Origin of the sequence: Vampirovibrio chlorellavorus (genome assembly GCF_003149375.1) — a bacterium.
Lineage (GTDB): Bacteria > Cyanobacteriota > Vampirovibrionia > Vampirovibrionales > Vampirovibrionaceae > Vampirovibrio > Vampirovibrio chlorellavorus_B.
The window spans coordinates 16,252-37,171 of the sequence record NZ_QFWH01000003.1; the positions used below are offsets into that span (position 1 = coordinate 16,252).

18 protein-coding genes are annotated in these 20,920 nt (G+C 56.7%); 8 read left to right on the forward strand and 10 right to left on the reverse strand.

Translation table 11 applies throughout. The features are described from left to right. Window positions 1-104 precede the first annotated feature (104 nt). Entirely contained in the window at window positions 105-959 is an 855-nt protein-coding gene (locus DF283_RS04645; protein ID WP_303673556.1) for a hypothetical protein, read from the forward strand. A gap of 222 nt (window positions 960-1,181) precedes the next feature. Here the strand turns inward: DF283_RS04645 and DF283_RS04650 are convergent, their stop codons facing one another. Further along, window positions 1,182-1,472, reverse strand: coding sequence for a BolA family protein (locus tag DF283_RS04650; protein WP_303673557.1), 291 nt, complete (start codon window positions 1,470-1,472; stop codon window positions 1,182-1,184). A 98-nt stretch (window positions 1,473-1,570) separates the two neighbouring features. Then, a complete protein-coding gene (gene priA / locus DF283_RS04655; protein ID WP_303673558.1) occupies window positions 1,571-4,147 on the reverse strand; it encodes a replication restart helicase PriA in 2,577 nt (858 codons plus the stop codon). 381 nt (window positions 4,148-4,528) lie between these two features. Here priA and DF283_RS04660 point away from each other — a divergent pair, with 381 nt between their 5' ends. Further along, complete coding sequence (locus tag DF283_RS04660) at window positions 4,529-6,460, forward strand: ankyrin repeat domain-containing protein (protein ID WP_303673559.1); 1,932 nt, start codon at window positions 4,529-4,531, stop codon at window positions 6,458-6,460. Here the strand turns inward: DF283_RS04660 and DF283_RS04665 are convergent. The 5 genes from DF283_RS04665 to DF283_RS04685 all read right to left on the reverse strand — a co-directional run bounded on the left by DF283_RS04665 (window position 6,452) and on the right by DF283_RS04685 (window position 11,208). Next, the gene (locus DF283_RS04665) at window positions 6,452-7,888 is read right to left on the reverse strand and encodes an APC family permease (protein ID WP_303673560.1); all 1,437 of its coding nucleotides are present in this window, start codon (window positions 7,886-7,888) and stop codon (window positions 6,452-6,454) included. The two genes, DF283_RS04660 and DF283_RS04665, sit on opposite strands and share 9 nt — an antisense overlap. 3 nt (window positions 7,889-7,891) lie before the next feature. Further along, the gene (locus DF283_RS04670; protein ID WP_303673561.1) at window positions 7,892-8,575 is read right to left on the reverse strand and encodes a DedA family protein; all 684 of its coding nucleotides are present in this window, start codon (window positions 8,573-8,575) and stop codon (window positions 7,892-7,894) included. Between the two features lie 30 nt (window positions 8,576-8,605). Next, the gene (locus tag DF283_RS04675; RefSeq protein ID WP_303673562.1) at window positions 8,606-9,664 is read right to left on the reverse strand and encodes an inorganic phosphate transporter; all 1,059 of its coding nucleotides are present in this window, start codon (window positions 9,662-9,664) and stop codon (window positions 8,606-8,608) included. Between the two features lie 25 nt (window positions 9,665-9,689). Then, complete coding sequence (locus DF283_RS04680; protein WP_303673563.1) at window positions 9,690-10,322, reverse strand: DUF47 domain-containing protein; 633 nt, start codon at window positions 10,320-10,322, stop codon at window positions 9,690-9,692. Window positions 10,323-10,500: 178 nt separating this feature from the next. Further along, window positions 10,501-11,208 carry a queuosine precursor transporter gene (locus DF283_RS04685; protein WP_303673564.1) on the reverse strand — a complete coding sequence of 236 codons (708 nt, stop codon included), beginning with the start codon at window positions 11,206-11,208 and terminating at the stop codon, window positions 10,501-10,503. A gap of 143 nt (window positions 11,209-11,351) precedes the next feature. Here DF283_RS04685 and coaE point away from each other — a divergent pair, with 143 nt between their 5' ends. Both coaE and DF283_RS04695 read left to right on the forward strand, forming a co-directional pair. Then, window positions 11,352-11,960 carry a dephospho-CoA kinase gene (gene coaE, locus DF283_RS04690; protein WP_303673565.1) on the forward strand — a complete coding sequence of 203 codons (609 nt, stop codon included), beginning with the start codon at window positions 11,352-11,354 and terminating at the stop codon, window positions 11,958-11,960. 258 nt (window positions 11,961-12,218) lie between these two features. Beyond that, on the forward strand, window positions 12,219-12,479 hold the full coding sequence (locus tag DF283_RS04695; RefSeq protein ID WP_303673566.1) for a hypothetical protein: 261 nt from the start codon (window positions 12,219-12,221) through the stop codon (window positions 12,477-12,479). Window positions 12,480-12,587: 108 nt separating this feature from the next. On the opposite strand, the gene DF283_RS04700 is transcribed toward DF283_RS04695, so the two are convergent. Beyond that, window positions 12,588-14,288: a putative bifunctional diguanylate cyclase/phosphodiesterase gene (locus DF283_RS04700; RefSeq protein ID WP_303673567.1), complete on the reverse strand. Its 1,701-nt coding sequence runs from the start codon at window positions 14,286-14,288 to the stop codon at window positions 12,588-12,590. Between the two features lie 248 nt (window positions 14,289-14,536). Here DF283_RS04700 and DF283_RS04705 point away from each other — a divergent pair, with 248 nt between their 5' ends. From DF283_RS04705 to DF283_RS04715, 3 genes are all read left to right on the forward strand, one after another. Continuing rightward, window positions 14,537-15,226 carry a hypothetical protein gene (locus tag DF283_RS04705; protein ID WP_303673568.1) on the forward strand — a complete coding sequence of 230 codons (690 nt, stop codon included), beginning with the start codon at window positions 14,537-14,539 and terminating at the stop codon, window positions 15,224-15,226. A gap of 99 nt (window positions 15,227-15,325) precedes the next feature. Continuing rightward, on the forward strand, window positions 15,326-16,111 hold the full coding sequence (locus DF283_RS04710; RefSeq protein WP_303673569.1) for a response regulator: 786 nt from the start codon (window positions 15,326-15,328) through the stop codon (window positions 16,109-16,111). A gap of 25 nt (window positions 16,112-16,136) precedes the next feature. Continuing rightward, window positions 16,137-17,315 carry a sensor histidine kinase gene (locus DF283_RS04715; protein WP_303673570.1) on the forward strand — a complete coding sequence of 393 codons (1,179 nt, stop codon included), beginning with the start codon at window positions 16,137-16,139 and terminating at the stop codon, window positions 17,313-17,315. On the opposite strand, the gene DF283_RS04720 is transcribed toward DF283_RS04715, so the two are convergent. After that, on the reverse strand, window positions 17,301-18,515 hold the full coding sequence (locus DF283_RS04720; RefSeq protein WP_303673571.1) for an ankyrin repeat domain-containing protein: 1,215 nt from the start codon (window positions 18,513-18,515) through the stop codon (window positions 17,301-17,303). The two genes, DF283_RS04715 and DF283_RS04720, sit on opposite strands and share 15 nt — an antisense overlap. Before the next feature lie 583 nt (window positions 18,516-19,098). Here DF283_RS04720 and DF283_RS04725 point away from each other — a divergent pair. Next, window positions 19,099-19,305, forward strand: coding sequence for a hypothetical protein (locus DF283_RS04725; RefSeq protein ID WP_303673572.1), 207 nt, complete (start codon window positions 19,099-19,101; stop codon window positions 19,303-19,305). Window position 19,306: 1 nt separating this feature from the next. On the opposite strand, the gene DF283_RS04730 is transcribed toward DF283_RS04725, so the two are convergent. Further along, a complete protein-coding gene (locus DF283_RS04730; protein ID WP_303673573.1) occupies window positions 19,307-20,809 on the reverse strand; it encodes a caspase family protein in 1,503 nt (500 codons plus the stop codon). Window positions 20,810-20,920: the final 111 nt, after the last annotated feature.

Genomic DNA, 20,920 nt, shown 5'->3' on the forward strand with positions numbered 1-20,920 from the left:
CCAAAGGATTCCAATCCGCCAAAGCGTGGAATAATAACAATAGAAGTGTTTAAGCAAGTCCAGCCTTTTAAACCCTGCCTGTTAAACAAGGAGTGAGTTCGGTCGTGTCTCCCAGTGCCTTTTCCCATGATCCTGCGGGCCTCTTTGTGCCGGAGTTTCAGTCTTTTTTGGCACAGGCGCTGCCTCAATGCCGGTACAGCAAGGATCTGGAGAGCCTGCTATCCCCGGACAGCGATTTTTCCATAAGCTGGAACGATCAGGAAGTGCGTCTGGAGAATTACTACCAGCCCCCCCACCCCGAACGGCCCTACACCGGCGTGTGCTACGAGTTGACCTATCAGTTGGGCACTGCCTTGCAACGGCAGTTTGGGCAAACCTATCTGTTGATGGCCGCCGATGGCCACTGTGAGCCCTTTTATCAGGCGGATACGACCAATCACACCTTTATTCTGGCCACCCCATGGGGATACCTGAACGCAGTGATTCAGCATTTTCAGGCGGGAAACACTTCCATTCCCCCCACGGCCTGCCTGATCGATCCCTCCTTCCAGCGGTGGGGCCTGCCCGAAGGCGCTTTGGCCAGTCCGGCTCTGGCCAGTTACCAGATTAAGACCGTGTACGACTTTGAAGCCATCAGCCCACAGGGAGATCGCTGTGAGATACTGCCGTTCCAGTGCTTTGAGGATGGCTTGGTGTCCACCCATACTCTACCCCTGGGCTTGCTGTCTTTTGTGGCCCCCGACTTAATGCCGTTTGCGGGAAAGGACGCCCTGGATCCCTTGGTTGTGTTTGGCTTTCAATGGCCCCCCGAACAGGCGGATCGGCCCGTGGTGTTTTTGGGGAGTCGGGACCCTGCCGAGCTTTACCCGGTGATTCGGCGGGATTGGGAAGCACGCTTGGAGCCTTCCCATCCGTTGCGCCGGTTTTTGCAACGGCTCAGACAGGATTTGGGCGCTTGATTTCCTAGTCAATTGGCTCAGGGCTATGCTGGATGACCACTGCGAATGGGGTGGGCCCTATGGCTCAGGGGTTCGGTAAAAATTGAGCCCGTCAGGCAATGGAATGACCATAGCCCAGGGTTTATACTACTCCCTGTGAATGGCCACCAACGTGGACTTCACAGCCCCTCTTCGGATCAATCCGGGAGGGGCACTCATTTGGGGGCTTTTTTGAGCGTGGGTTTACGCCGGATGGTGGGCGCTCCACTGGCTGGCTGGTATAGTCTTGAGTTGCAGGGCGTGCAAGTGCCGCTCCCGGGCCTCCTGAAGCACGGCATGCACCAGGCGGTGCTGATCCATGATGCCCAGGCCCTCAAATTGGGGGGATACCACCACCATGTTCAGGTGGGTGGCTTCCACACCGGGGGTGGCCCCTGCGTGACCGGCGTGTTTCCAGCTCTCGTCCTCAATCGCCACGTGGATGGCCTCTAATTCACGAATCAGCTTGGCTTTTAAGTCATCAATGACGGACATGGGCGGTTTCTCCTTGATATTGGGCAAATGGTTCGGGATAATTTTTTTTGAGTGCTTTGAGGGCAATGCGTGAGCGGCTGATGGTCTGCTTAATAGCACTACAACAGGCTCTGGGCGTCAATGTCCAGAATAAAGTTCAGGTCTTCCGGCAGGCGATTTTCCGTGGCCCGACGGTAAAACTCGGTAATCAACCGATGCCCGGCCGCTCCAGCGAAGTTTTTAATCAGTAAGTGCAGCCGGAATTTGTTCTGGATGCGGGGCAGAACGCACGGGGCCGGGCCCATCAGGGTCATGTGCTTGCCCAGTTCACCATCGGCGGCCTGAATTTGCTCCCGCAGGTGCAGGGTGGCCGCCTGAATGAACTGCTGGGCCTTTTTTTCGTTCTCGCAACTGACGATAAAGCGAAAAATCTGGGAGTAGGGCGGAAAGCCGCACAGCTCCCGCTGCACAATCTCTTCCGTGTAAAAGTTGGGGTAATCCTGATTTTTGGCGTGGGTCAGTACCATATGCTGGGTTTGCACCGACTGAATGATCACCCGGCCCGGCTTCTGGCCCCGCCCGGCCCGGCCCGCTACCTGAGTCAGCAACTGAAAGCCCCGCTCGGCGGATTTGTAATCCGGCAGGCAAAAGGCGGAATCGGCGCTGACCACGCCCACCAGCGTCACGTTGGCCACGTCCAGCCCCTTGGCCACAATCTGGGTGCCAATCAAAATGTCGGCTTCTCCGGCGGCAAAGGTCTCAAAAATTTCTACATAAGCGTTCTTGCGCTGCAACACATCGCTGTCCAGCCGCAGCACCCGGGCCTCCGGGAATTTTTGGATGACTTCATCCTCGATGCGCTGGGTGCCCACTCCGCTGTGGCTGAGTTCCATACTGGCGCACACCGGACAATAGGCGGGCCGTTCGCTTTCATAGCCGCAGTAGTGGCAGCACACCTGATTGCGGGTACGATGAAAGGTCACCGCCACATCGCAATTGGGGCACTGAAAGACGTGATCGCAGACGGTGCATTGAATGGTGGTGTAAAAGCCCCGCCGGTTCAGCAGGATAATGGACTGCTCGCCCGCTTCCAGATTGACTTTTAACTCCTCAATAAGCGATCGGGACAACTGCCCCTGATGGCCCTGCCCCCGCTCCTGCTTCATGTCCACCACCCGCACCTCGGCCAACTGGCTGTTGCCAAAGCGTTCCGGCAAATGCAGAATACGCCCGTCTCGCTGGGCTTGATAAAAGGTGCTGATCTCCGGGGTGGCGCTGCCCAGAACCACTTTGGCCCCGGTGCGGCGGGCCAGTTCCAGGGCCAGGGTTTTGGCGTTGTAGCGGGGGGCCGGGGAATCCTGCTTGAAGCTGCCCTCATGCTCCTCGTCGATCAGAATCAGTTCCAGATCCTTGATGGGCGCCCAAATGGCCGAGCGGGCCCCAATCAGGATCTTGAGTTCCCCGGTGCGCAACTTGTGCCAGGTATCGGCCTTTTCCCCATCGGAGAGGTTACTGTGCCACAGGGCAATGTTTTCCGAGCCAAAGTGGTTGATAAAGCGCCGGGCAATCTGGGAGGTCAGGGCGATTTCCGGCACCATCATTAGCACGGCCTTGCCCCGTTCCAGGGCGTGGCGGGTCATGCTCATATACACTTCTGTTTTGCCGGAGCCGGTAATGCCATACAGCAGGTAGGGCTGCTCACTGTCCCCGTTGACCACCGTATCCATGGCCTGCTGCTGATACCGTGACAGGGTAAAGTGGGTGCGGGCGGCCAGCTTTTGAAACAGGGCCAATGGGTCCCGATGCTCAGCCACCTCGGTGATGGTAATCACCCCAGCCGCCTCCAGCTTTTTGACCGTGGGCGGGGTGGTGCCCAGCACGTCTAGCAGTTCCTTCAGGGGCAAGCCTTCCGGGCGATCCTTAAGTTGGGTCACAATCTCCTGCTGACGGGTGGACAGGGCGGCGTTTTCCAGCTTGTCGGCATTCAGCGTCACCCGCTTGACGGTTTTAGCCCGGGTCTTGGCGCTGAGTTCGGTTTCCACCACCACGATGTCCAGCTTGCGCAGGCGGGCCAGCAGCTGATTCATGGCTTTCACGGGCATGCGCAAGTGCCCGGCCAGGTACTTGGGCGAGTAACCCTTGGCGTTCTTGCCGCCGCACAGTTCTTCGTAAGTGGCGGCGTTCTTGTAGAGAAAATCAATGAGCTGCAACGCCTTGCGGGCCACCTCGTTGGGAATGCGGGCTATCATCAGGGGTTCTTTAAAATTGGGCCCCTGATACACCAGCTTTTTGGGGCGCTGTACCAGATTGGCGGGCAGGGCGCAGGCCAGCACCTGCGGTAGCGGGGTGGCGTAGTAATCGGCCACCCACTGGATAAAGTCATAGTACTCAGCGTCGAAGAGGGGTGTCTCATCCAGAATGTCGGAGAGTTCCTTGAGCTTGTAGTGCCCCGTGTAATCGGCGCTTAGGCCCACGATAAAGCCGGTCAAATCCTGCTGAGCCCCGAAGGAGACCAACACCGGCTGACCCACCCTGGCCACCTCCCGGAATTCCTCGGGCACCTGATAGGTGAACACCTGACTTTGCAAGCCCTTGGCGGTCATGTTAACCAACACTTCGGCGTAGCGAGGCAAAGTCTCCGGGGGGGCGTCCGGGGTTTCTGGTTGTAAAATGGTTTCCCAAAGCGGCAGATTCATGATTTTATTATGCGCAAGCCCCGCCCCGTTTGTCACTCTTCTGATAGCGCCACGTAACGGGCTTCTTCTTCCGCAGTGCTGCCTCAGGGATTCCATACGGTTGCCGTTGCCAAAGTTCCCTGGAACAGGCCGGTTCCGCCATCCGCTGCTTTTTTGATGTAAGAACTGACTTGCAAATTGGATTAAAATGACTTATTTTTTTAAACCAGTTTATATTGCCATGACTGTAAAAGTTTCAAACTTTTCAAAGATTTCAGATTTCAGTACACCAGTGGGTATCTTTGGGGGAGGCGTTCAGGCCGAGATCGGCACTGAGCTTGCAAGGACAGTCAGCAAGGACATCCGACTGATCAGGAAAGTCAGAGGGAGTGAATGGTTGTAATGACGAGAATTTCAGACGGTTTTGCCCGTGGCGCTGTGGGGAACCCGTTTGGCCCGGGGACAAAGTCCACATCGCCGGCAGGGCTTTTGGGCAACGGACAACCCGCAAAAGGCGCTGTTCCCGCCGGGCCTCAGCCCTTGAAGGATCAGTTTGAATGGAGTCGCTTTGAACGGGATCGGGTTGAATTTCGGGGGCTCCGCTTTGGCATGCAGTCTGCCAAGCGCATGACCCGGGTGCTATCGACCATTCAGGAAGTAGACTCAGATGAGGAGAGGGGCAGAGAGCAGGAAAATTCTGTTGTCTCGGATAGTTCCGCGCAAGCATTGGCCCGGCAGGTGGATGCCGTGCATTCACCGGAGGCTTTTCGGGCCTGGCAGATCATCGCGGATAATTCCAATGCCTTGCACGAAGCCCTCAAGCGGGCCGGGCCGGGCAAACCCGACCGTCATCTGTTCAATTTTCTCAGCGCCAGTATGCTGAAGGCGGGCGCCAGCCCGGCCCGGCAGGACGAATCCGGCCTGTCCCCCATCGCTCAGGCCGCCAACACCGGCAATCTGGTTGGGCTGGAACTCCTGGAACGGCAGGGCGCTACCCTGAATGAAACCGAGGCCCGCCAGGCGCTGTTTGAAGCCGCCCGACAGGGACATTCCGGGATGTTGCGGCAATTGCTCTCCAGAATTCCCACTGGGCTGATCCCCCGGGATCCGGTGACCTTGCGCACGCCCTTGCACGCGGCGGCGGAGGCTTGCCAAAACCGGGCCATCGATATTTTGACCCGTCGACCCGACCTGCACATTGGGGCCTGGGATCGGCAGATGCGTCAAGCCCTGGGTTTGGCCGTGGAGTACGGGAACGCGGACACCGTAAAACTGCTCTTGCGACACCCGGAGTCCAATGTGGGGGCTCAAAACTGGCTGGGAGAAGGGTTGTTACACGTGGCTGCCCGCTGTGGAAACGCGGACACGGCGCTTGCCTTGCTCCAACATTCCCTGCTTTCGGTGAACCATCCTAATATACTGGGCATCACCCCGTTGATGATGGCCGCCCTTAAAGGACATCAATCCTTCGTGGACGCGCTGGTTCAGCTGCCCGACCTGGATTTGAACAGTCAGGACATTACGGGCTGCACGGCTCTCTCTCTGGCCTTGGAAAATAACCGGCAAGGCGTGGTGGATACCTTGTTGCGTCACCCCTCCACCGATGTGAATCTGGCCAATTACGCCAAAGAGACGCCCCTGTACCGACTCATCCGGCGCTCTTCGGATGAAAGTCTGATTCAGCGCTTGCTGGCACACCCGGCTGTTGATGTGAATCGGTCGGACTATACGCAGGCGACGCCCCTGATGCAGGCCGTAAGCCGGAACAAGGCATCAATTGCCCGCCTGCTGCTGGCGCATCCTCGTATCAACGTCAACCAGCGGGATGAGGACGGGGACACGGCCCTGCATTATGCCACCTTCATTGGGGCGCTGGACGCCTTGAAAGTCTTGCTGGCGGCACCGGATCTGGAGGTCAATGCCGAGAATTTGCATCAGCAAACGCCCCTGATTCTGGCGGCCAAAAAGAAAAATCTTCCCGTTCTACAGGCTTTGCTGGAACACCCGGCGATTGCTGTCAACCGATACGATTTGGGTGGGGATACCGCCTTGCACGAGGCGGTGGGAGTGGACAACCCGGCTGCGGTGAAGCGGTTGTTGAGCCATCCGGATATTGATGTAAACGTTCGCAATGTGATGGGCGCTACACCATTGTCGCTGGCCACCCTGGTGGGTTCTCGGGAAATGGTGCAAGCCCTGTTGGGCCATCCCCGCATCCAGCCTAACATTGCCGATATGTGGGGGCAAACCCCTCTGTTTTACGCCACGGAAACCGGGAATCAGGCGATTGCTCAGGCCATTCGCAGCCATCTGGGCAAGCGGCGTCTAGATTGAGCGATACCGCTTCCAGAGGGCGTAGACCGGCCAACCCAGAGCGGTCAGGGCCAAGCCTGCCAGGCTGGTGAAAAACTTGGTGTGCCACAAATCGGTCTGGAAACGACTCCGGTAATCCGGGGTGAAAAAATCACCAAATAGCAGGAAAAACGCCATAAACGAGGCACCGGCGATATAAGCCACCGGTAAGGCGAAATCCCGCTTGCGGGTCATCCTCACCTCGTCTGGCAACCGACGGGCCAGACGCAGCAGGCCCAGCATTGTCACGATGTAGAAAATCAGGGCGGAGAAAACAATATAATCCAGCAACTGGCCGTAGGTGCCCGATAAGGCCAGGCCGGAGGCCCAGGCAAACTGCACCCACAGGCAAAAGTTGGGAGAATGGGTTTTGGGATGCACCTGCCCGAATTGCGCAAACAGCAAGCCGTCTTTGGCCATGGCGTAAAACACCCGGGCCCCGGCCAGCAGCATGCCATTCAGGCAGCCAAAGGTGGAAATCAGGATGATCACGGCCATCAGCAGGACGCCCGCGCCCGGAAACACCACGTTCATGGCTGCGGTGGCCACCCGATCCTCGGAGGCGCTCTGGATTAGGGAGAGGGGCAGCAGGTTGAGATACGCCAGATTGGCCAGCAGGTAGAGGACAACCACGGTTACCGTACCCAAAATCAGGGCTTTGGGCAGGGTCTTGGAGGGTTCTTTGACCTCGCCGCCAATGAAGGTGACGTAATTCCAGGCATCGGCGGAAAAGAGCGCTCCCACCGAGGCAAAGGCAAACAGGGTCAGCCAGTGGCCCTGCGTCGATTGGGCGGCGGGCAGGGTTAGCGACCAGTCGACCTGGGTCAGGTTTTTACCGAAGGCCAGCCCCACAGCAATCAGCAGGATGAGGGCCAACACTTTCAGGCTGGTGAACACGTTTTGCAGGATGGCGCCGTTGCGAATGCCCGTGCTGTTGAAGGCGGTCAGTAAAAACAGCACCAGCACGGCCAGCAGGCTTTGGGCGCTAAAGGGCAGGCCGGGCAATACGGGCACGGAGGACACCGCGGGAATCAGCACCCCCAGAAACTTGGTGAAGGCCACGGCCACGGCGGCCAAAAAGCCGGTTTGAATGACCGTCAGCAACACCCAGCCGTATAAAAAGGCGGGTAATTCACCCCAGGCTTCTTTCAGAAAGACGTATTGCCCACCGGCTTTTGGCATATAGGCGGCCAGCTTCCCGTAAGAGGCCGCCCCCAGAAGGGTCAGGATACCAGCGAACAGCCAAACGGCCATCAGCCAACCGCCGGTGCCCAGCGTTCGGGCGATATCGGCGGAGACAATGAAAATACCGGAGCCCACCATGGAACCTGCCACGATACAGGCTGCCGAGAACCAGCCCAGGGTTGGAATCAGTGTCGATGACTGCCGCTCCGGGGTTTCCTGGCTCACCGATCAGGATTCCTGCCCGGTGCGCTTGGCCTGTGCGAGTTCCTGCTGGGCCAATTTCCGCTGATCCTGGCGGATGTGTTTGACGTGCTTCCAGATGTACAGGACGCCCAGCACCACCAGCAGGCCGATGATGGCGTAATCGAACTTGTGCCAGATGGCCCGGAAGGCCTCCAGGTTCTCCCCGAAGTAGACGCCCACGTAAACCAGACCGTAGCACCAGATCAGGGAGCCGATAAAGGTATAGAGGACAAACGGGTAAAAGTGGGCCTGCAAAATCCCGGCGGGGAGGGAGATAAAGGTGCGCACCACCGGCAGCATCCGGCAGATGAAAAAGGCCAGATCCCCGTATTTGTCCACCCAACGCTCCGCTTCATCCAGATCATGTTCGCTGAGCAGCAGCCACTTGCCGTATTTCAGCAAGAAGGAGCGTCCCCCGAACAGGCCAATAAAGTAGGAGGGAATGGAACCAATGACACAGCCCACCGCGCCAGCAAGAGCCGCCAGGTGAAAGTTCAGCTTACCCTGCTGCACCAGAAACCCGGCGTAGGGCATGATGAATTCGCTGGGCAGGGGCACGTTGGCCGATTCGATGGCCATCAGCAAGGCCACGCCCACATAGCCCAGGGAGGCGATGACGTTGTGAATGAAAGCCATTACCAGCTCGATCAGGGTATGAAAAAACTCCATGTGCCACTCCTCATTGAATCTTCTGGTGTGCTATCGCCCAAAGGTCTGCAGCCAGTTGATTCCGATCATTAGGGCCCCGGAAAACAGGAACGTCAGGGGAATCGTAAGAATCCAGGCCCATAAAATATTACCGACGATGCCCCATTTTACCGCAGAAAGTCGTTTGGTGGCACCCACGCCCATAATGGATGAGGTGATGACATGGGTGGTGCTGAGTGGGACTCCAAAGTGGCTGGCGGCCAGAATGATGCTGGAAGCGGTGGTTTCGGCGGCAAACCCGTGGATGGGTTGCAGCTTCAGCATTTTGTTGCCAAGGGTGTGGATGATCTTCCAGCCGCCGCTGAGGGTGCCCAGAGCAATCATGCTGGCGCAGGACACGATGACCCACAGGGGCACATGAAAATCCGAGCCTGACTCAAAAAACCAGTCGGGGAAATGCACGCCGGGCATTTTACTATACGTTAGCAGGGCCAGAGCGATGATGCCCATGGACTTCTGAGCATCGTTGTTGCCGTGAGAGAGGGCCATAAACATGGCCGAAACCACCTGCAACTTGCCAAAGGTCCAGTTAATGCGGTGCAGGTGGACCCGAAAGACCAGCCAGGTCAGCCCAGCCATAATCAGTAAGCCCAGAACAAAGCCCGCCAGCGGGGAGGTGAACATGGGCAGAACGATTTTTTGCAGCACGGTTTCCCAGGAAATGTGTTCATACCCGTGACGGCTGCCGAAAAAGGTGGCTCCCAGCAAGGAGCCAATCAGGGCGTGAGAAGAACTGCTGGGCAAGCCCCACCACCAGGTCAGCAGATTCCATGTAATGCCGCCGATGAGGGCGCACAGCACAATGGGCATGGTGATGGATGGGGCGTCCACAATGCCTTTGCCGATGGTTGCCGCCACTTCCGTACTCATCAGGGCGCCTGCAAAGTTAAAGATGGCTCCAAACATCACGGCCACCCGAGGGGTCATGACCTTGGTGGCTACCAGCGTAGCGATGGCGTTGGCCGCGTCGTGAAAGCCGTTGATATAGTCGAAAATCAGGGCCAGCCCAATAATGGCCACCAGCATCAGCAGTTCGGGTCCGAAATCCATCGCTTACAAGAACTCCTTGCCCGTTCTAGGTGTGCTTCAGAATGATTTGCATGGCCACGTTGGCCGCGTCCCGGTACTGATCGGTGACGTCTTCCAGCATTTCGTAAATATCCTTGCGCAAAATCAGCTCGCGGACGTCTTCAATATCGTGAAAGGAGCTGGCAATCAGTTGACCCAGAACCACATCGCCCTGATCTTCCAGTTCATGCAGAATGGCAGCCTTGGCGTTGACCGTGCGGGAGTTCAGTTTGCCGGACAGTTCCCGGATCAGGGCGGACATGGCCTCGGCCTGCCGGTCAATCAGCTCCACAAACTTGTTGAAGTCCCCGTTGTAGGGGTACATGTGGTGGGTGTTCAGGCGGTCGGTGATTTTGGTGACCAGCTTGGGAATGTTGTACAGGGCCACGGCGAATTCCTGAAGATCTTCCCGATCGAAGGGCGTGATCAGGGTGCGGCAGATTTCCTGGGTGAGGGTTTCCTGTATCTTCTTGGCTTCCCGCTTGTGCCGGTAAATTTCTTCGGCGGCTTCCTTGACGATGGCCTCATCATCACGGTGTTCCACCAGCTTTTTCAACAATCTGGAACAACGGTTGGAGGCCATTTCCAGATCCTGAAGCATTTTAAGAAATTTATCTTCCCGGGGAAGCAGATTAAACATTGAAAATCGCGCTCTTGATCATCGGGGGGACACAGTTTAGAGAAATTTTACGGGGAGCAATTTTACTCAGGGAATTTTTCACTGGGACATGGGGAAGTGTGCGTGTTGCCGCATTTTATGATCAAATCCCTGCCGGAAAGCAAGCCAAAATTCCGAAAGCCTTTCAAAAACCAGTTTCTCAAGATTTGTACTCGGGCTCCACGGATTCCAGTTGGCGTTCCTGTTGGGGCATGAGCTGCTTCAGGATCATGTGGCCCAGGTAAAGCAGGGGGGTAATGCCCACGGCGATGATGAACTTCCAGGTGTAATTGCCCATGGCCAGCCGCAGCATGTCATTCAGCGACATCTGGCCCCAAAAGGCGATGGTGGTCACAATCAGCGAGTCAAACATCTGGGAAATGACCGTGGAGCCGGTGGCCCGCAGCCAGATGAAGCGGTGCTTGGTAATGGCCCGAATGGTGTGAAACACCTGAATGTCCAGCATTTGTCCAATGAGATAAGCGAGCAGTGAGGCCACAAACATGCCCGTGTACTGCTTGTAAATGGTTAAATACACCGGCTTGGGAATGAAGGTACCGGCATCCACCGGCAGCCAGCTGCCCACCGTCAGGTAAGCGTAGGCCAGCAGGCACATGCCAAAGCCCACCCAGGTCACAAAGCGGGCTCCCTGCTTGCCGTAGAACTCGTTCAGCAAATCGGTGAGGATGAAGGTGACCGGAAAGGGAATAATCCCGGCGGAGAGCAGCACCGGGTCCTTTAAAAACGGCAGGCGGAAGGAAAACAACATGGCCCCCACCTCATCGGCGATAAAGAGCGAAATGACAAAAATGGCGGTCAGCCACACAAATATTTTTTGCGAACGGTCGAAACGATTCCAGGTGGTCACGGTAAATCCTTTGGGGCTGTTGCACTATCCGGATGTGCGCTATCCGGGAGAAAAAATAGGATCAGGGCAGCAGGTCAGACTTGATTATCTCACAAGCCAGACAGTAAGCTATCAGGGAAAGCGTTGAGCGCAAGGATTTTTTGATGGTGTGTCGCATTGCCCTCACCGGGGGGATCGCCAGTGGCAAGTCCCTGGCCGGGGAGTATCTGAAAAGCCAGGGGATTCCGGTGATTGACGCCGATGATGTGGTGCATGCCCTGCTGCGAGAGGATGCGGAACTGAATGCCCGTATTCGGGAAGCCTTTGGCCCGGCGGTTTTTGACGAGAGCGGCGCGGTGAATCGTCCGGCTCTGGGGGGGCAGGTCTTTCAGCACCCGGAGCGGCGCAAGCTGCTGGAAAGCTGGATTCATCCCAAAACCCGACAAAGGATTGAAGCGTTCTTTGCGGAGAACGCGGATCGACCCGCTGCGGTGGCCATTATCCCCCTGCTGTTTGAATCCGGTCTGGCCGAGCGCTACGATCAGGTGTGGCTGCTGGATACCGAGCCTGCCGTGCAACTGGCCCGCCTGATTCAGAAGCGAAGGATGAGCGAAGCGGACGCCCTGGCCCGCATTCGCAGTCAGCTTGGCCGGGAGGAGAAGCAGGCTTTGACCCGGCAACACCCGGGCGGGGTGATTTTACCCAATACCGGCTCACCGGAGGCCCTGCAGGAGGGGTTGGCCCACTTGCTATCGGCACTGGCTTCCCCCTGAAACCGGTGGAACGGATGTGGCATTCTGGCTCCCTTTGGGCCGGGTGGGTAGGCAATTGTCGCCAATCAGTTGTTTTTATTTTAATGAAATCACCTTCGGGGTGAGCGATTTGTCTGAAGTGTTTGTAAAGCGCAAGTGAATTCTGGTTCAGTATCGGCCTCTTTCCATCCAAAGAGCTTGCCGGACCGTGTTTGAACGTACAATTTGTCGGATTTGGATCGGGTAGGTCCCTGGCTTGCCTGAAGGAGAGTTTGCCCCATGAGTTTTAAGCCGCCTGGAAAAACACAGGGTCCCCATTGGGTGTGGACTTGCCATGGGCGTTCTATCCGTCGTCGCCTGCCTGCACTGCATTGGCGACGCCTGACCCGGGCGCTGGCCGAACTGTTTGGGTTTGGGCCGCCGGAATTGTCGCTGGCCGTATTGAGGGGAAGGGACGCTTCCCCGCTGGTTTTAAGAGAGGAGAGAGCCGTGAGGGGTGCGATTCAATCGGCTTGTGGCCTGTTGCGTCGCTTTATGTGAGGAAAAAAGGCCTGTGGCCTTTGTGTTGCACGACTGGATGCAAGCGAGGATTCATTCCTCGCTTTTATTTTGCCGGTGGCGCTGGCCTCAGGCCGCTAGGGCATATTCCTATTCCATACCCCCGGCTTGAGAGCGCTTGAAGGGGCGCACGTTGGACGCGGAATCTTCCGCCTCCTTTTCCGCTTGCGGGCTTAGAGGCTGGGCGGGCTGTGTTCGGATAACCGGCTTCCAGGGCCCTTGCTCCAGCCACCGGATCAGTTCCTCCTGAGGGATGGGCTTACAGACATAAAAGCCCTGGGCCAAATCACAGCCCCAATCGTTCAGGCGCTGCAGGGTCAGCTCGTCTTCCACGCCTTCCGCCACCACCGATAGCCCCAGGCTCTTGCTCAGGATGATGGTGGTTTTGACGATGGCCGCGTCATCGGGGCTGCGGTTCATTTCCCGAATAAAGGAGAGATCGATTTTCAGGGTGTTGATGGGCAGTTTTTTCAGGTACGAAATGGAGGAGTTCCCGGTGCCAAAGTCGTCAATGGAAATCTGGACGCCCAGGTTTTTCAGTTTCTCGGTGACCCGGGCGGCGTTTTTCACGTTGTCAATAATCACGTCTTCCGTGATTTCCAACTCCAGACAGTGCGGCGGAAAATTGTGCCGCAACAAAATTTCGGCCACCGTCTCCGGAAAGTCCATATCGCCCAGGTTTTGCTCCGTAATGTTCACGGATAGCAGGATGTCCACGCCCTGATGGTAAAGCTGGCTGATTTGCTGAATCGACTTTTCCAGCATCATCAGGGTCAGCCCGCCAATCAGGTTGTTCTTCTTGGCGATGGGGATAAATTCCGCCGGAGAGATCATGCCTCGCTCCGGGTGACTCCAGCGGGCCAGCGCCTCCAGCCCCTTGACCTGATGGGTGTTACAATCCACCTTGGGCTGGTAGTAGGCTTCCAGATCCTGATTTTTAATGGCCTCCCGCAGGTCGTTTTGCAATTGCATATGTTTGCGGTTGTACTCATCCATGTCCGCGTCGTAAAAGGTAAAGCAATCCCGGCGCTCCTTGGCCCGGTACAGGGCAATGTCCACGTGCCGCATCAGCGTTTCCAGATCCTCGCCGTCGTCCGGGTACAGCACAATGCCCATGCTAATGCCCGCCTTGATGGCCATGCCATCCAGCAGAATGGGTTCATCCAGCGTTTTTTGAATGCGCTGGGCCAGCTGATTGACGAACCCGTCATGATCCAGCGAATCCAGGATGATGGCGAACTCATCCCCGCCCAGTCGGGCCACAAAGTCGGTGCTGCGTAAAATGTTTTTCAGCCGGAAAGCCACCTGTTTCAGCAAATTGTCCCCGGCCTGATGGCCCAGCGTGTCATTTACCTGCTGAAAGCGATCCAGATCGCCGAGCATCAGGGCAAACTTTTTGCCATTGTCTTTGCTGGCCCTGATTTTCTCTTGAACCGTTTCCTCCAGCAGGGCACGGTTGTGCAGCCCGGTCAGGGGATCAAACATGGCCATCTTGCGCATTTCTCGTTGCATGCGCAACCACTGTTCCTTGTTCAGCGCATAGACCAGCATGGCGCAAAAGAAGAGCAACCAGCCCAGGGCGTGGAAATCAATGAGCCCGGCCAGATGAGATTGGGAAAACTGCTGGGCCAATGGCCCCATCCAGCCGGAAAAAAATGGCCCAGCCGAAGATTCGCCCAGGGGAGGCGCGGCTTGTGTCTGGTTTAGCCACGGGCTCGCCAGCGGCATGACCCCTGCCAGTGGGCCATGGCTTTGCCAAACCAGCTTGGAAAAAGCAGTGGGGAAACCCATCTCCGTGCTACCTGTAGAAATGCATTACATTGTGCTTCGGCTGAACGTCCGGGATCTTTAATTTTTATGAATATTTCTTAATTAAAACAGATATGGGCCAAAGATGCCGGATTGAAATCAGGTTGGGGCCTTCTGCGGAAGTTTACATTTTGTATTACTCGGACAGGCTGTCATCAAAATGTCACAGGACTTCCCTAGGATGACCACAGAATCCAGGACATCAGCGTTTAGGAAAGCCTGTCGCCACAATGGCCATCAACCCTGTTACAACCAGTATTGCCCGGGAAGTATTCCACACCGCTTTGGCTGGCGTGGCTACCAAGGGGGTGGGCAGCGGTTACCGGGTTTGGGATGATCGCAACGCCCCATGGCGTGTGAAAAAGAACACCATCCAGCGGGAAGCCGCCACCCTGGGCATGGTTTCCGCTTTTACGGCCGCTCTGGACTGGCTGGGCCATCAGTTCAACCTGAAGCACATTCCTTTTCAGGGACTGAAAAACTTGCTGCAAAAGGCCGCCGGTCATCAAGTCCTGCTCAAGGCCGTTCCCATTACCCTGGGCATTTTCGCCGCTGAGGCCATTAGCCGGAAAGTGGCCCCCCGCAACCTCTGGAAGCCCGGTGGCGCGCTGGATGAAAGCGTGATTGAAGGGGATGAGGATCACGACGAGGAGGACGGTGACAAAGCGGCCATTCGGGACAAAGCGTCTGAAAAAAAAATGAGTGGCGGCCATCACTCAATCAAGCAGCAGCCGTTGACGTTCGCCCAGTCGGGCCCCGATACGCACAGCCGCCCTTCCCCTTTGGGTACCCCGGTTTTCCCGCCGCTTGTCCCCCAATTAATGCCGCAATTTACGCCTCAGGCCTTGACCAGCCCATCGGCGTACAATCCGTTTCTGCTCCCGGCGCTGGGTCCCGTTTTTACGGCCACCCTGGCCTAAGCGCTCCGGTTTCGGTTATCATGCAGCTGGCTCGGGGCCTGCCCCAACCGCAGTTTTAGTCCCTGTCACAGTCACACTTGCCAAACGGATCCCACCGCCATGACATCCCGCATTCTGGTTGTAGATGATGAAAAAGACCTGGTGAATCTGGTTCGTTACAACCTGGAAAAAAATGGCCTGCAAGTGGAATCGGCTTACAACGGTTCTTCTGTGTTGCCCTTGGTGGAAAGTTTCCAGCCCAACCTGATTATTCTGGATTTAATGCTGCCCGATCGCTCCGGGTACGACATTTGCCGTGATCTGAAAGGCAATGCGGAAACCCGCCATATTCCCATCATCATGCTTACGGCCCGCTCGTCCGAGTACAACCGGGTGACCGGTTTTGAGTGCGGAGTGGAGGATTATGTGATCAAGCCCTTTAGCCCCAAGGAGCTGGTGCTGCGGGTCAAGGCCATGCTGGCCCGGACTTCCGGGTTTCGTCCCGCCGAGGTGGAAGGCAAGCGCATTGTGTTGGGTCGTCTTAAAATTTTCCCGGAGGAGTTTCGGGTGCTGGTCAACGATCAGGACGTGCCGCTGACCCATACGGAGTTCAAGATTTTAATGGCCCTGGCCAGCCAGCCCAACCGGGTCAAGACCCGGGAGCAGATGCTGGAAACCGTTTGGCAGGAAGAGGCTGAGTCCGTCATGGATCGCACCGTGGATGCCCAGGTCAAGCGCCTGCGGGCCAAGCTGGGCCCGGCTCGCGACATGGTGGAGACGGTCCGGGGGCTGGGGTATCGCATCACCTTGCAGTCGCCAGCCAGCGAAGCGGCTCCGGCCAGCCAGCAGGCCCCGGAAGGCGTCCAGCCTGAAGCCGTCTCGGCCCCTGTCACCAGCTCCAGCTAAGCGTCCGTTCCTGAAAAAGGCCCCTATGACCAGCCATCCAGCGCCCTCCTCCAAAAGTTTCAGCCAGCTCAAGCACTTATTCCGGGAGCAGCATATTTTGATGATGTTACTGAAGGAGTTTCGGGATGGCATCCTGATCTGCGACCGACATGGGCAAATTTTGCAGGTAAATCGCTCCCTAAGGCAGTTTTTGCAGCTGAAGGACGAGGTGGTGGGTCTGCAAGTGGAGGCGGTCATCCAGAATCCGGTGTTTTTAAACGCCATGCACACGGTGCTTGCCACCGCCAATACCTGCGTGGAGGAGATCACTCTGGAGCAGGGCTACCCGCAGCCTTTGTTTTTTGAGGCCCATATTGTGCCCATTAACATTCCGGGGTTTCTGGGTTCCGGCGAGCCGCAGGTGCGGCCCATCTTGCCTTTGGAAGCGCCCAGTCCGCAACCCGTAGATGGCTGTGTGATCATCTGTCACGACATTACCGACATTCGCCAGACCGAACGCATGCGCCGGGACTTTGTGGCGAATGTATCTCACGAGCTGCGCACTCCGCTCAGCGCCATTGAGGGCTATTCCGAAACCTTGCTGGACGGGGCGGTGGACGATCCGGCGGTGTGCCTGGACTTTATCAAGGTCATTCATCGGCATTCCCTTCGCCTGACCCAATTGGTGGAAGACCTGCTGGATTTGTCCAAGCTGGAATCCCCCGATTACAAGCCGGAGTTTCTGCCCACCTCCATTGAGGGGCTGATTCAGCAGGTACTGACGCTGGTTCAGGATAAGGCCGATGAAAAGAAGATACAGATCTCGGTGGAAATCAGCCCGTGTTTGCCCAGGGCCCTGGCTGACCTGAGCAGTTTACAGCAGGTGCTGACCAATTTGCTGGATAACGCCATTAAGTACACCCCCACCGAAGGGCAGGTGATGATTAAGGCCCGCCTGAACGAGCGGGGTAAAATTCAGGTGGATGTTATTGATAACGGCATGGGCATTGATCCCAAGTATCACTCCCGCATATTCGAGCGGTTTTACCGGGTGGATAAAGCCCGCTCCCGGGAGATGGGCGGTACCGGGCTGGGTTTGTCCATCGTCAAGCACATTGTGCAGTTGCATAACGGGGAAATCTGGGTGGAAAGCAATGACAGCAAGGGTTCTACCTTCAGCTTTACCCTGGACCCGGCCATTCCCACATGCTTACCCGTGGCTTGAAGCGGCCCCTGTTGAGTCTGGCTTGGGCTTTTCCTCGGAGCGGGGGGCATGGATTTTCTGCCAAATACTGTCTAGAAAACCGGGTTTAGCCTCTGAGCCGGGTGCCAGGGTAATATTTGATTTTTTAATGTAATTTTCCAGCAATTCCGTAATGTCTGGGTCGAAGGACTCTCTGGCGAACTCCAGGGCGGATTCCAGCGCGTTTTTGTTGGAACGACCGCAGCGAGTGGTGACATCAAGGTCTGGATGAGCCAAAAGGGCTTGCACCACTTCGGGGTTTCCACTCAGAACCGCCGAGGCAAGGATGTTGTCTCCATTGGGCTCGTCGACTCTGGCGTTTACGTTCACATCCGGCATTTTGAGCAAGGCCTTCACAATGGGCAGATATCCATATTCCACGGCTACATGAAGGGGCGTATACCCATTAATGGTCACGGTCTGGGTCAGGTTCCGGTATCTTTGGGCTTGCAGGGATCGGTTTCTGTCCAGGCCGGGTGTTGTTTCAATCAAATTGGCCAGCGCTTGCTGTTCATCGGCGCTCAAGCGATCATAGCCCTCTGGCTTCGGCGGAATTTGTTCCGCTTGCTCCCCGGCCATTATGGCCAGGAGGTTTTGGCCTGCCAGGTGATCAAAGGCGGTCAGTTCGGGGCTTTTACAGGGCAATATCCGGGTAAATTGATCCAGTCGGTTCTGGGCGCGTTCACGGGCTTGCGCATCCGGAACGGTGATCTGGAACGCTTTGCCCAACTTTGCGGCCAACTGTTTCTGATTCGGACTGCCAGCGCACAGGGAATCCAGCAGCGGAAAACTCTCAGAGAGAGAGAGCTTGGCCTGACTGGTTTTCAGCAGGTTGTGAAAGGTATTGAGCAGCGCCTGTTTGTGCTGTGGGGACTGACTACTTTCCGGTTGGTCATTGCCCTGCGGCTGGGTAATGGCCTCCAACAAGCCTTGCAGGAATGGGGCACCCCCACCGGAACACAGAAAAAATGGCTGGCTCAGGACTTGATCCATCCAGGGCAATACCGTGCCCTTTTGGCTTTCTTTCCCGGTTTCGGCCTCTTTCCCGGTTTGGACGCCTTTCCCGGTGTCGGGCTCCTTGCCCGTTTTTGTGTCTTGTCTGGCAAAACGGGGAGAGCTTTCCGGCGGGGTGGCCGTTTGCCTGGACTGGCGCAAGTTGTAAACGGAAGTCGGTATTTGCATGCGTGAACCCTCGGAAATTTGATTGGCGTCTCGGAAGGGAAGCGGTTTTCTATTTTAAAAATAGAGGCGCGTGGCGGTTTGTGATGAACGGTGTGTTTCTGAGATGTGGGATTGCTGGATGGTCCAGTGCTGTATTAAAGCACCACAAGATAGAGTTGTGCCATGCCAGATCTGCTCATGCCAGATCTGCGCGGCGTCGGAATGAGGGCTTGTGCCCGGCTGGGCTTCGCCAATCGGCAAGGGAAAGGCGTGCCAACAAAAAGACCCGCCTGATAAAAACCGGGCGAGTCGGGGATTGCTATATGTTAGGGGGTATCTTCATCCTGAATCGCAATTGCTTGCGTTTCACTGTCTATGGGTGCCATTATGCGCCAGTTTTAAGACAACTTGATGACAGTTTGGTGACGGTTTTGTAAAGATTGAACCGGCCAAACCCATGCTGGCCTGCCCTAAAGCGGCTTTTTCTCGGTGTTTGTGGTACTGTCATGAGGCGATAAAACCACCCATAAAAAAACCAAAAATAAATTTATCGCCATTCATCACAACTAAGCCCTTCTGTAAAAATCAAGACTGGACTTCTACCATGCGTATTCAATCCTTCGGTAGCCATTACCCAGTTCAGCAAGCCAGCCGCTTGCCAGCGCAACAGCCCGCTCAGGCCACCCAGACGTCTCCGGCTTTTGGGGCCAAAACCATTTCTTTCGGTCAAACAGCCCCTGTCCAGGCGTCGAATAAACCCAGTCCACCCCTCAATCCAAACCTGGGCCGCAAGCTGGATTTTTACGCCTAGCTCAAGACCAGTTAGAAAAGGGCGGCAGAGCGCTGGTTGAAACGGCGCTCATAAAACCGGTCCCCGGCAAGCTGGTCCCCGATACGCTGGCCCATGGCGTTGTGGACAAGCGCACGTGCGGCAGGGGATTGGCGCAGTGCCGGGCAAAGGAAAAGGCCTGGGCAATGCTTTCTGTGTGCGACAAGTCGGTTTGGGTGCGGGCATGTTGGCCTTCCCGCTGGGCGGTGGGGTCGCTTTCCAGGGCGTAGCTGGTGTACATGGACACTTCTTTCAGGTTGAGATCCGGGCGGCCCATAAATTCCACCAGATACTTGGTGTACAGGCCTTCATTGCCCTTCTGGATGGCGGGCATTTTGGGCCGGGAGGCGTATTCAATCCAGGTGTTGGCCAGACCGGGGCCGGGTTCCGTTTCCCATTGTTTGAGGGCCGTTTTGCCGGAGCGAAACAGGGGGCCGTTCATCAGGGGGGTGCGGCAGGCATCCAGAAAAATCATGTTGAAGTAGCTATTGGCGTGTTTCAGTTCTTTTAGCAGGTAATCCACGGAGACGGCGCTTTGCTCGAAATTAGGAGGGAGAGAACCGGTAAACTCGGTGGGAATGAGGTAGTTGTTGCCATTGATCGACCCGCCGTGCCCGGAATAATAAACCATGGACACGGCCCCCGGGTTCTCTCGCAGCTTGTTGGTGAATTGGCGCACCTGCGATTTCATGGCCGGACCGCTTTGGTTGTAGCAGGTCATCACGTAAAAGCCCTGACGCCGGAGTACACTGGCCACCCGCTCGGCATCCCGGATGGGGCCGCCCTGCAAATCATTGTCGAAACCCACGTAGTCATCGTTGCCCATCACCAGGGCCACTCGGGGCGGGCAAGCCGGTAAACCCAGCGAGGTGGGGGCCTTCATCTTTTGCAACTGGATGACCCGGCCTTTGTCCTGCAGGGCCAGGTGGTGCAGCCCCAGATCCGAGTAGAGTTCGGCCCGGTTTTCGTAGGCGGCGCTGTTCATGGGGTTGAGGCGGACGGCTTGTCCGTAGTCGTTCAGTGCCAGTTGGTAGTCCCGCTGGGCGGTTTCCGGTTGTCCCACTTTCTGGGCGAAATCTCCCAGATAGACCCACAGGTTACCCCGGTTTAGGTAGGCGTTATAAAACTGGGGATTAATGGCAATGGCCATGCTGTAGTCGGCAATGGCCCCCACGTAATCTTTTTTGGCGGCCTTGGCCACGCCTCGCTTGTTCAGGACCTGCACATCGCTGGGCTTCAGGGCCAGATACTGATCGTAAGCCTGAATGGCGTGCCCGAAGCGGCTGGCTTTATAGTAGGCTTCTCCCAAGTCGTAGTAATGAAAGGCCAAACCCTCTGGGGTGAGCGCCTGCCGCCAGGGGGTGAACTGATCGCCCGGAATGGGTGGGCCAAACAGGGGGGCGGAAAACGCCTTGCCCGAGACCGCCTGATGCGCACCGGTGGGCGCAATCAGTTGGGACCCATTGGGTCTGGGCCATGGGGGCACAGGGCGCCCCGGGGCTACAGTGGCAGAAGGAGGAGAACTCAGAGAGAACCGGGCCTTTCAGAAGGAAAACGATTCGGATTTGAAACTGTACGAGAAAAAACGAAATCTGAG